Origin of the sequence: Pseudoalteromonas sp. SW0106-04, assembly GCF_001293805.1 — a bacterium.
In the GTDB taxonomy this organism is placed as follows: Bacteria; Pseudomonadota; Gammaproteobacteria; order Enterobacterales; family Alteromonadaceae; genus Pseudoalteromonas; species Pseudoalteromonas ruthenica.
On the sequence record NZ_BCAI01000011.1, the window covers coordinates 13,568 to 25,441 of the forward strand.

General features: G+C 46.1%; 11 protein-coding genes. All 11 read left to right on the forward strand.

Annotated elements, in window-relative coordinates:
* Window positions 1-11 precede the first annotated feature (11 nt).
* The 11 genes from W04_RS12900 to W04_RS12950 all read left to right on the forward strand — a co-directional run bounded on the left by W04_RS12900 (window position 12) and on the right by W04_RS12950 (window position 11,872).
* Window positions 12-1,103, forward strand: coding sequence for a flagellar basal body P-ring protein FlgI (locus tag W04_RS12900; RefSeq protein ID WP_022944051.1), 1,092 nt, complete (start codon window positions 12-14; stop codon window positions 1,101-1,103).
* Between the two features lie 150 nt (window positions 1,104-1,253).
* Complete coding sequence (gene flgJ / locus W04_RS12905) at window positions 1,254-2,189, forward strand: flagellar assembly peptidoglycan hydrolase FlgJ (RefSeq protein ID WP_053911117.1); 936 nt, start codon at window positions 1,254-1,256, stop codon at window positions 2,187-2,189.
* A gap of 3 nt (window positions 2,190-2,192) precedes the next feature.
* Window positions 2,193-4,202 (forward strand): flagellar hook-associated protein FlgK, encoded by a 2,010-nt coding sequence (gene flgK / locus W04_RS12910; RefSeq protein WP_053911118.1) that lies wholly within the window; start codon window positions 2,193-2,195, stop codon window positions 4,200-4,202.
* A gap of 5 nt (window positions 4,203-4,207) precedes the next feature.
* Window positions 4,208-5,455, forward strand: coding sequence for a flagellar hook-associated protein FlgL (gene flgL, locus W04_RS12915; RefSeq protein WP_045978578.1), 1,248 nt, complete (start codon window positions 4,208-4,210; stop codon window positions 5,453-5,455).
* A gap of 279 nt (window positions 5,456-5,734) precedes the next feature.
* Window positions 5,735-6,706 (forward strand): flagellin, encoded by a 972-nt coding sequence (locus W04_RS12920; protein WP_045978579.1) that lies wholly within the window; start codon window positions 5,735-5,737, stop codon window positions 6,704-6,706.
* A 389-nt stretch (window positions 6,707-7,095) separates the two neighbouring features.
* Window positions 7,096-8,061, forward strand: coding sequence for a flagellin (locus W04_RS12925; RefSeq protein WP_053911119.1), 966 nt, complete (start codon window positions 7,096-7,098; stop codon window positions 8,059-8,061).
* A 160-nt stretch (window positions 8,062-8,221) separates the two neighbouring features.
* On the forward strand, window positions 8,222-9,193 hold the full coding sequence (locus W04_RS12930) for a flagellin (protein WP_045978581.1): 972 nt from the start codon (window positions 8,222-8,224) through the stop codon (window positions 9,191-9,193).
* Window positions 9,194-9,268: 75 nt separating this feature from the next.
* The gene (locus tag W04_RS12935; RefSeq protein WP_082342234.1) at window positions 9,269-9,718 is read left to right on the forward strand and encodes a flagellar protein FlaG; all 450 of its coding nucleotides are present in this window, start codon (window positions 9,269-9,271) and stop codon (window positions 9,716-9,718) included.
* Window positions 9,719-9,741: 23 nt separating this feature from the next.
* Window positions 9,742-11,157, forward strand: coding sequence for a flagellar filament capping protein FliD (fliD, locus tag W04_RS12940; RefSeq protein WP_053911120.1), 1,416 nt, complete (start codon window positions 9,742-9,744; stop codon window positions 11,155-11,157).
* 15 nt (window positions 11,158-11,172) lie between these two features.
* Entirely contained in the window at window positions 11,173-11,595 is a 423-nt protein-coding gene (gene fliS / locus W04_RS12945) for a flagellar export chaperone FliS (RefSeq protein ID WP_045978583.1), read from the forward strand.
* A complete protein-coding gene (locus W04_RS12950) occupies window positions 11,588-11,872 on the forward strand; it encodes a hypothetical protein (RefSeq protein WP_053911121.1) in 285 nt (94 codons plus the stop codon). The genes fliS and W04_RS12950 overlap by 8 nt, the downstream gene beginning before the upstream one ends.
* The last annotated feature ends 2 nt before the right edge of the window (window positions 11,873-11,874 follow it).

Genomic DNA, 11,874 nt, shown 5'->3' on the forward strand with positions numbered 1-11,874 from the left:
GGAGTCCAGTCATGAAATGGTTAAACCTTATCGTGTTCTGCATGGCGTTGACTAGCTGGCAAAGTTTTGCCGAGCGTGTCAAAGATGTGGCCATGGTTGAGGGCGTACGTAGTAACCAATTAGTGGGTTATGGTCTAGTTGTGGGTCTGCCTGGCACGGGAGAGAAAAGCCGCTTTACCGAACAAAGCTTTAAAGCGATGTTGAATAACTTTGGCATTACTTTGCCGGCCAACCTTAAGCCAAAGATAAATAATGTTGCAGCGGTTGCCGTTCATGCGGATATGCCGGCGTTTATCAAACCCGGCCAGAGTATGGATGTCACTGTCTCTTCAGTAGGCAGTGCCGAGAGCCTACGCGGTGGTACCTTATTGCAAACCTTTTTGAAAGGTGTCGATGGTAATATTTATGCTATTGCTCAAGGTAGTTTAGTTGTCAGTGGATTAGGCGCGCAAGGGCTTGATGGCTCACGTGTGGTGGTCAATACGCCAACTGTGGGGCGAATTCCTAATGGCGGCATTGTCGAGCGCGCGATCCCAAGCCCCTTTACCCAAGGGGATTACATTACCTTTAACCTTAATCGCCCTGACTTTACTACCGCGAAGCGCTTGTCCGATACCATTAATAATCTCGTCGGGCCGAATACCGCAATGGCAATGGACGCGGCGTCAGTGCGCGTAACTGCCCCACGTGATGTTTCGCAACGAGTCGCTTATTTATCGACGCTGGAAAACCTTGAATTCACTCCTGCCGATAATGCTGCGAAAATCATTGTCAACTCCCGTACCGGTACCATAGTGATTGGCAAAAATGTCAAGTTACAGCCAGCGGCTATTACCCATGGCGGGCTCACGGTGACCATCGCCGAAAATGCAGAAGTGTCGCAGCCTAATGCATTGGCCGAGGGTGAGACGGTGGTTACCAATCAAAGTATTATTGATGTGCGTGAAGACGACTCGCGTGCCTTTGTTTTTGACCCCGGGGTGAGTTTAGACGACCTTGTGCGCGCGATTAATGAAGTGGGCGCCGCACCTGGAGATTTAATGGCCATCCTTGAGGCGTTAAAAGAGGCTGGTGCTATTAATGGTCAGTTGGTGGTCATTTAAATCTGATACTGCAACAGCAAACCCCAAGTGCCCAAAGCCTTGGGGTTTGCTGTTTTTATAGCCATCTAAGTTCTTGTTAATCAGAACTATAAAGTCAGTGGTACGTTTTTTGCTTTAGTTTATTCATCTAGTCATAACTTTGTCAGTCTTATGGATGCTAACCAACTGCAAACGCAAAGCGTCTTCGATCTCAATAGCTTAGATAAGCTTCGTCAAGATGCGTTAAAACAGCCTGCCGGCAGCGACGGCGAGCGCGCGGCCCTAAAGCAAGCAGCGCAGCAGTTTGAGTCTATCTTTACGCAAATGCTGCTCAAAAGCATGCGCAAAGCCAATGAAGCCTTCGAAGACGAAGACAGTCCGTTTAATGCCAGCAGCGTTAAATACTTCCAAGACATGCATGATCAGCAGCTTTCCAGTGAGTTATCGGCGAATGGCTCACTGGGCTTGGCCGATTTGATTGTGCAACAGTTATCCCCACAAAAAGACAGCTATATGCCTGCGTCAGCTTTGCGTGATGCGCGGTTAAACAACGCGCAAGTGAAAACCCAAGAACAACACACTGAGGCATCTCCTATCACTCACAAAGCCGATTTCGCCAATGCCAAGGAGTTTGTCGAAGGGGTGTGGGACGTTGCCCGTGAAGCGGCTGGTAAAATCGGTGTGCACCCCGGTGTTATGGTTGCTCAAGCAGCATTGGAAACTGGTTGGGGCAAGCACATTATTAAAACTGCGAGCGGCGAAAGTTCGAACAATTTATTTAATATCAAAGCGCACCGTGACTGGCAGGGGGAAGCGACTGTTAAACCAACATTAGAGTATGAAGGAGGAGTTGCGGTTCAGCGTAAAGAACCGTTCCGAGTGTATGACTCTATTAAACAAAGTTTCGATGATTTTGTCTCATTTTTAAAAACTAATCCCCGTTACCAGCAGGCTTTAGATGTGGCCGATAAGCCTCATCAGTTTATCGACGCTATACAACAAGCTGGCTACGCCACCGATCCACAGTATGCAGAGAAAATTAAACGTGTGTTAGGGCAAAGCGAATTACGCGCCCTAGCCGGTGATCTGCTAAGGCAAGGAGAGTAGATCATGTCATTTAACCTACTAAACATTGCCAGTTCAGGCATTCGTGCCAATACTGAGCTGCTTAATACTACCAGTAAAAATATTGCCAATATTAATACCGAAGGCTACGTGCGCGAGCGTACAGAGCATGGCACCACCTTCGACAATCAGGTTGGCCGTGGGCAAACCTATCGTTTGCTCAATGAGTTTGCACAACAGCAACTCAATAGAGATACCTCTAATCGCTCCTTCTTTGAGCGCTTTATGGAGGAAGCACAGCGTATTGATAGCCAGTTCTCTGAGGAGTCCAATAGCCTGTCTACGCAAATCAATGGCATGTTTAATAATTTGCAAGAGGCGCTGAATCAGCCCTCTAACAATGTTACCCGCTCGTTGTTCTTCACCAACGCGGAAAACTTTGTTAATCAGATGGATAGGTTGTCAGGGATTGTGTCGCAACAAAAGAGTGTGGTGAATGATCAGCTTGGGATCCTTGCTGATGAAGCCAATGGCTTAATTGAGAAAATTAGTGAGCTGAACAACCAAATTACCGCTGTTCATGGCAAGAAAGATCAAGCTGATGCCAGCTCGGTCTATAACGAGCGCGACAAAGCGATTAAAGATCTTTCAGAGCTAATGAACCTAGAAACACTTGACGGACCTCATGGTGAAAAATTGGTGTTCATGTCCACAGGTGAAGCCTTGGTTATGGAAAATGGTAGCTTTAACTTGTTCTCGTTAAATGGCGACCCAGATCCGAACCTTAAGGAACTTCGCCTTGATGTGACCTCCGGGCAAGCCAATAGCTTAGAGATTGATACCAACAGCTTAAAAGGCGAGATTGGTGGCCTGCTGGCTTATCGAGATGAGGTACTTACACCGGCGCAAAATCAGCTAGGACAAATGGGCTTATCATTAGCCGACGCCTTCAATCAGCAAAACCGCTTGGGGATGGACGCCATCGGTGAAATAGGCGGTGATCTGTTCACTTTGCCCACCGTCAACGGCTTACCATTTGCCGCTAATGCGGGGTCGGGCAATTTGCAGGCTGGTTTAGAGCAGGGAATGGGCAAAGAGATTCCGGCAACGGATTTCCGTGTTACCTTTACTTCGCCAACAACCGTAGAGATAGTGCCCCTTAATAATAAAGGTGAGCCTATCGGTACGCCGTCGACGGCCAACGTAACGGCTGGAGTGATAGACTCAACCACAGTAACAAGTGGCGAGTCTTATGGCTTAGATATTGATGTGACTGGTGCGCCAGCGGCGGGAGATAGCTTTGATATCAAGTTAAATGCCTTTGCAGCCAGTAATGTTGGGTTGGCAACTACGCGGCCAGAAAAGCTGGCATTAGCGTCGCCAATTCGCACCGAAACAGCGTTAAATAACGTCAGTGAAGCGGCAATTTCTCCCGGTTCGGTGACTGATATTGCCAACTCAACCGGCATCACTGTGGGCCCGCCGCCAAGCTTAACGAACGGGCCAATCAGCTTGCAAAAAACAGGTAATCCTAACGAGTACACGATTACCGATGGCAATGGCACAACGACTTTTACCATTACACCGCCTGCTGAAAATATGCTCGCTCAAGCAGGAGCACCGTACGCAAACTATGGCTTTGACTTTAATATTGAAGGCAACCCGGCTGCAGGTGATACGTTTAGCCTCGAGTTTAACACCGGGGGTTTTGACGATAACCGTAATGGCCTGGCACTCGCTGGGTTACAAAGCGAAGAGTTAGTGCGAGAAAATGTGCTCAGCAGTGGCAGCGCCGATAATCTCAAAACATTCAACCAAGCATTCGCAGGTATAGTGACTGATATAGGGATTGTAACTAGCCAAGCACAAACCAGTCATGCGGCTTTCTCTGCGTTGGAGGAGCAATCGAACGCTTGGTATGAGTCGATGTCAGGTGTCAATTTAGATGAGGAAGCGGCTAATTTACTGCGCTTTCAACAAAGTTATGCGGCATCAGCGCGAGTGCTTTCTACAGCACAAACGGTGTTTGATAGCCTGCTTAGCTCCGCGAGGTAAATAATATGCGTTTATCCAATAATCAAATTTATCAAAAAGGCTTAACCAGTATTTTAGAAAACCAGGTTAAGGTTGCCAAAGCACAAGAGCAGATCAATACGCAAAAGCGCGTGTTAACTGCATCCGACGATCCATCTGCGACAACGCGAGCCATGCTATATGGTGATGCTATTGCCAGTAACGAGCAATACACCAAGAACCTTAATTTGCTCAACAGTCGTTTAGAGACAGAAGACAGTGTCCTTAAAAACATTAAAGACTCTATTCAACGTGCTAATACGCTTACCGTACAGGCTGGTAATGGTGCATTAACAGAGCAAGACCGTAAAGGTTTAGCGGAAGAGTTAAAAGCCATCCAGGCTAACTTGCTTGATTTGATGAATGCCAAGTCTGAAGACGGTAAGTTTATCTTTTCTGGCTATCAAGATAACAACCAGAGTTACCAGTTTAATAGTGCAAGTGGGCGTTACGAGTATGGTGGCGACCAAGGCCAACATAAAGTCACGGTTGCCGAAGGGGTGAGTATTAAATCATCAGACAACGGTTTCGATGTTTTTGAAAAAGTACCCACGCGTTTAAATGTTGATAGCAATACAGCTACGCCCGGCGGCGGTGTGACTTCGGCAACAGTGTATGTGAACGAACAAAACGCTTTTGACCAATTTCATAAACAAAATTACAACTCAGACCCAGCCGCTGGCGCAACCGCCAACACGATGACGGTGGATATCACGGCCGGTCCTCCCGATAGCTATCAAATACTGCAAGACGGGGCGCCATTAACGCCTGCGGTTACTGGGACCTACACTCCCGGCGAGCCGATTAAGTTTGCCGGTATGGAAATTGATATTCAAGGCGCAGCTCCTGGACAGGCGACCTTCGATTTGGCCCCGCCGGGGCGAGACAACGTGCTTAATACCCTTGAGGATTTGATTAATGGGATCACCACACCTGGATTAGGTATTGAGGATTACCAACAAGTTTTGGCCGATGGTTTGGTGCAGTTAAGTAGTGCACAAAACCAGGTATCACTTACCCAAGCAGGTTTAGGTGGACGCCTTAATACGGCTGAACGTATTGAGTTTTCCAACGCCGATGTTGATATTAATAACAAAGAAGCAAAAGCTGATCTTGTTGAAGTGGATATGGCTGAAGCGGTGACCGAGTTAACTCGTCATGAGACTGCGCTGCAGGCTTCGCAGGCCACTTTTAACCGCTTGTCGAACTTATCCTTATTTGACTATATCGGTTAGTTGAGGTTGCTATTTGTGGTTGGGGCCGTAAGGCCCTTTTTTATTATTTGTTCCTATAACTATTTGCTCTTCTCCTGCCTCAAAGTTACCAACTTATAAGTAAAGTCATTAATTTTTATATTTAAATTCATAGTGTTGAAAAAAAGTATAAAAAAATACTAAAGGAAAAAAGTGCTCGCCCGATAACCTAAGTAACTTAGCAAAACGTCAAAAAACAAGCTTTCGCTTAGTAATTGACAGTTTGAGAGTAAATTCAAAGTTTACTGTGGGAGAAATGACATGGCACTTTATGTAAATACTAACGTAAGTTCACTGAACGCCCAGCGTCAGTTAATGAATTCAGGTAACGAGTTAGACACCTCGTTCAAGCGTTTATCATCAGGTTTTCGTATCAACAGCGCGGCTGACGATGCGGCAGGTCTACAAATTAGTAACCGTTTAGGTTCACAAATCATGGGTCTGAACCAAGGTAACCGTAACGCCAATGATGGTATCTCTTTAGCACAAACCGCTGAAGGGGCGATGGACGAAGTAACCAGTATGTTCCAACGTGTTCGTACCCTAGCGCAGCAAGCAGCAAACGGCTCCAACACTGATGAAGACCGTTTAGCACTGCAAGAAGAAATTCGCGCGTTAATGAGTGAGGTTAACCGTGTTGCAGAAGACACCACATTTGGTGGTACAAACCTTCTTGACGGAACGTATGAGGCAAGCTTCCAAGTAGGTGCTGATGCGGTACAAACCATTGGCTTCAGTATGAAAAATGTGGGCGGCACGGCGGCAGCCAACTCGCTAACAGCAAATGGTGGTTTTACATTATCGGGTATCGCAGGGATCGCTTCAGCCGTAACTGGCGAAGTGTTGTCAGCTAACCTTGAGGGTTTAAGTGAGGCAACAACAGGTGTTTCAGGCGCAGGTGAAACCTTCGCTGCTAACTTCACAGAAACAGGTATTAGTGTTTCTAGCCAGGCGAACGCACAAGTTGTTATGGCGGGTATGGATTCATTGATTGCGGTAGTTGATAAGAAACGAGCTGAGCTCGGTGCAGTACAGAACCGTTTTCAATCAACGATTCGTAACCAAGCGAACATCTCTGAAAACTTGAATGCGGCGAAGTCACGTATCAAAGATGCAGACTTTGCTCAAGAGACCGCTAACCTAACTAAGAACCAGATCTTGCAACAGGCAAGCCAGACCATTCTTAGTCAGGCAAACCAGCGTCCACAGGCAGCATTAAGTCTTCTTGGATAAGTAAAATGAAAAGCGCCCTTGCTGATGGGGTATTAGCAAGGGCGCGAAGTTGGATTTTAAAGCGGAAGCTAATTGCTAAAAAAATCCCAAAGTTGGGCAGGGTGCTACATCCCACCCAACTTCATTCAGTATAAGCAGCTATTATGCCAAAAAGTATAACAATTTTTTGGCAGTCGATTTCACTCTCAAACACAAGGGCCGTAACGGCCCTTTTTTCATATTGGCCCACTTATTGCTCATTTACTCTTATACGCGGCTAGCGCGGGTTTTTAACGGCAAATAATTGCCAAGCCCCCTCTGAAAGCGGCGTAAAGGATCCGCCTTAGTGTGGAAACAATTCGCCGCAAGCAGCGGTTAATAACCAAATTGAGAGTGAAAGAGAGGCTATTATGGCTTTATATGTAAATACCAACGTCAGTGCGCTTAATGCACAGCGTCAGTTAATGAACTCTGGTAATGAGTTAGATACCTCGTTTAAGCGCTTGTCTTCAGGCTTGCGTATTAACAGTGCAGCCGATGATGCGGCAGGTTTACAGATCTCTGACCGTCTGCAGTCACAAATCCTCGGTTTAAACCAAGGTAACCGAAATGCCAATGACGGCATCTCCTTAGCACAAACCGCTGAAGGTGCGATGGATGAGGTGACATCCATGTTCCAGCGTATTCGAGTTCTGGCGCAGCAGGCTGCGAACGGTTCAAATACCGATGAAGACCGTTTGGCGCTGCAAGAGGAGATACGTCAACTTTCTTCTGAAGTTAACCGAGTCGCATCGGATACGACATTTGGTGGACAAAACCTGCTTGATGGCACCTATGAAGCAAGCTTCCAGGTTGGCGCGGACGCAGTGCAGACCATCGGCTTTAGTATGAAGTATGTCGGTGAGACAGCGAATACTATGACCGCGAATGGTGGCTTTACTATTTCAGGCATTGCTTCCATCGCCTCAGCGGTATCAAACCGAGCATTATCTGCGTCCCTCGAAGGATTGAGTGAAGCAACTACGGCACTAGCTACCGCGTATGATTTTGCCACCTCATTTACCGAAACTGGAATAAGTGTGTCATCGCAAGCAAATGCCCAAGCAGTATTAGCAGGTATGGATGCATTTATTGCTGTTGTGGATAAAAAACGGGCCGAGCTTGGTGCGGTGCAGAACCGATTCCAGTCTACCATTCGTAACCAGGCAAACATTTCAGAGAATTTAAGTGCTGCAAAATCGCGAATCAAAGACGCTGACTTTGCTATGGAAACTGCGAAACTGACTAAGAACCAAATATTGCAGCAGGCAAGTCAGACTATTCTTGGTCAAGCTAACCAGCGCCCGCAAGCAGCACTAAGCTTACTTCAGGGTTAAACTGGTACTTAATTCGTATTTTTAAAAAAGTTATTAAAGCCTTCGTTTTATCTGTCGATAACAGAGCTAGAGAACTGTAACTCTAGTTCTTATCGTGAATTTAAGCTGAATAGGGGTATTTCGCTTAGGTTCATATAATTAAGATAAAGCGGAGGCTAATATGGCTTTATATGTAAACACGAACGTTAGTTCGCTTAATGCACAGCGCCAACTAATGAATTCGGGCAATGAGCTTGATACTTCTTTCAAGCGTTTGTCTTCAGGTTTTCGCATCAACAGTGCTTCTGATGATGCGGCTGGTTTACAGATTTCGAACCGTCTTACCGGCCAGGTAAATGGTTTAAATCAAGGTAACCGAAATGCCAACGACGGTATCTCTTTAGCACAAACAGCTGAAGGGGCGATGGAAGAAGTGACCACTATGTTCCAGCGTGTTCGTACCCTAGCTCAACAGGCTGCGAACGGCTCTAACACTGATGAAGACCGTTTGGCACTGCAAGAAGAAATTCGCTCACTAATGGGTGAGGTAAACCGAGTTGCTTCTGATACCACCTTTGGTGGTCAAAACTTACTTGATGGGACCTATCAGGCAAGTTTCCAAGTGGGTGCTGATGCAGTACAAACCATCGGTTTTAGTATGAAGAACGTAGGTGGTACGGCTGCTGCCAATTCACTGACAGCTAACGGTGGTTTTACTCTTTCTGGTATCGCCGGTATTGCCAGTGCGGTAACAGGCGAGGTGCTCTCTGCGCAACTAGAAGGCTTGAGCGAGGCTACAACCGGCGTATCAGGTGCAGGTGAAACTTTTGCTGCGAACTTTACAGAGACAGGTATCAGTGTTTCTAGCCAAGCCAATGCGCAAGTTGTAATGGCAGGTATGGATTCATTGATTGCTGTGGTTGATAAGAAGCGAGCTGAACTGGGTGCGGTACAAAACCGTTTCCAATCAACAATTCGCAACCAAGCGAACATCTCGGAAAACTTAAGTGCTGCACGTTCACGCATTAAAGATACCGATTTCGCCGCTGAGACAGCCGCACTGACTAAAAACCAGATCTTGCAACAGGCAAGTAGCTCAATCTTGAGCCAAGCGAATCAGCGTCCTCAGGTCGCTCTATCGCTACTTGGTTAATTGATAGAGTGGGCCATAACTGACCACTGGTCGGTTATGGCTTATACTCTTAGTAGGTGATGTTGGAGAGAACCCATGGCTGAAATTAATCTTGGTCAAGACACGGCAAATATTTTGCAGAGCAACGTGACGCAAAATCAAAAAAAGGCGCCTGAGCAAACAGCCCAGAAGCCGGATTTGGTGCCGCAAACAGACGTACGCGCTGAACAGTCAGCAACCAGTGATGCGCAGCGTGAGCAATCGCAAGTAGTTGCAGAGCAGCTATTTGAAAAGCAGCAAAAGCAAAGCGAAGAGCTACGTGAGAGTTTAGAAAAGCTAAACGAGTTCGTTCCCATTAGGTCTACGAACTTAATTTTTGAATTTGATGAGCTTGGCGATCCGCCAGTTGTGAAGGTCGTGGATCGTGATAGTGAAGAAGTTATTCGGGAAATCCCACCGAAAGAGTTTCGCGAGATAGCTAAAGCTTTAGAAGAATTCGCCGATAAATTAGACAATCGCGGTGTGTTCTTTGATCAATCCGCTTAAACGCGAGATGTAGGAGGTTTTTTATGCCATTAATAACACAAGCCGGTATTGGTTCAGGTTTAGATTTAGAGCAAATAATCGAAGCATCGGTTCAGGCTGAAAATGCTCCTAAAATGCAGTCTTTCATTCAGCGTGATGAGCGGTTGCAAGTTGAGCTATCATCTATTGGCGCGGTTAAATCTGCGTTGTCTCAACTTAAAGACACCATTGAAAAGCTGGCGGATCCAGAAAATTTTAACAAGCGATTGGCTGATATTTCTCAACCTGCCAGTGGTGACATCATCTCGGTGAGTCCTTCAAGCGACATTTCTCCCGGCAATTTTAACGTTGAAGTCCAGCAGCTAGCGCAAGGCAGCAGGGCGATGTCTGGCGCCGGTGCTTTTGCCGATAATACCTCAGTGGTCAGTGCGTCAGGAGGCACGCTTAGTTTTGCCGCTGGCGATAAGAGCTTTGATTTAACCTTGGATGCAGGTGCGACTCTTTCTGATTTGCGTGACGCAATTAATAATTCTGACGCCAACTTTGGCGTAACCGCAAACATTATCAACACCGGTAGCGAAGCAAAATTGGTACTGACTTCAAGCGAAACCGGGGCTGGTAACGACTTGGTGATCACCAATGACAATGCTGAGCTTGATGCTGTATCAACTATAGCCAATGGTGGTGGTGCTGGTGGCATGTCGATTGCTGCTGGGGACGAGGCCAAAGATGCGAAAATTACCGTTGACGGAATTGAAATTGTCAACGACAGCAATGTATTTAAAGATGCTGTACAAGGCATGACTATTACTGCAAAGCAAGTTAGTGCGGCAGGTGAAAGTGCCGATATCAATGTTAGTGTTGATCGTGAAAGTGTCACAAAGCTGGTGGATAAACTTATCGAAGACTATAACAACTTAGTCGGTACAATCGCTTATCACACTAGTTATGACGAAGAACGCCAAGTAGGGCTGCGCGGTGATGCGACCATGCGTTCGTTGAGCGATCAGCTTGTCAGTGTATTGTCCAGCGAGTTGACTGATGCCGGTCCATTTACCAGTATTTTTGATATTGGTTTGGGTGTTGATAAAAAAGGTTATCTAGAAAAGTCGAGTATCGTTCGCAGCCTCAATGAGGCCATGGATACTAACTATGACGATATTGGCAAGGCATTTGCAGGAGAAAATGGTGTCGCGAAAAAACTGGATGAGTTACTTGGCTCATTTGTAGACTCAGGCGGCATTCTAAAAACCAGGGAACAGGATATAAACAACCAGATTGATGAACTAGAAGACGATGTTTTAGATCACCAATACCGCATGGGCGAGCTAGAAACACGCTTACGTAAGCAATACTCAAATTTAGATGTATTGCTGGCGCAAATGAGCTCGACCCAACAGTATTTGGGTGCACAGCTTGCAAGCTTACCGGGCTTTACTAGCGGTAAATCATCATCTTAATAAGGGCGATAACCTATGTACAATGCAAAAGTAAAAAATTATCAGAAAGAAGCACTTAAAACTCGCCTAGCCGGTGCTGATAGATATGAAGTTATCCAAATCCTAATGGCTGGTGCGGTTGAGAAAATGGTCCACGCCAAGGTTGCTATTGAGCATAAAAACTTTGAAGCGAAGGCTGAACATTTAGGTAAAGCCTCCTCAATTATTGAGGCGCTGCGAGGTTGTCTTGATTTTAATGTGGGCGGTGAAGTCACAGAAAACTTATACGCACTCTATTCTTATATGCTCGATCAGCTCATCGATGCCAGTGTAGAAAACAGTGTCGATAAAGTAGAAGAAGTCATTACCCTATTGAAAGAGATTAAATCGGCATGGGACAGTATTCCCGTCGATGTAAGAGAACAAACGCTGAATACTAAAGAGGCTCAGCTTGGATAAGGTTGAGCGTATTCGTGATGACATAGCATCTTTGCAAGATGCTATCGTTAATGACAGTCTTAGCAATGCTCTTGAGCTTCAACAACGCATAGATGAGCAGTTACGTTCGTTAAATGCAAATGAGGTGTCAGCGAATGAGAGTGAGCTTGCAGCTATGTTCGATCAGTTAGGCAGCATAATGGCACAAGCTGAGAGTAAGCGAACAAATGTAAAACGAGACCTCTCTAACTTTACTGCAAACCAAAGCAAACTTAGAGCATATGATATACCTCGATAGCC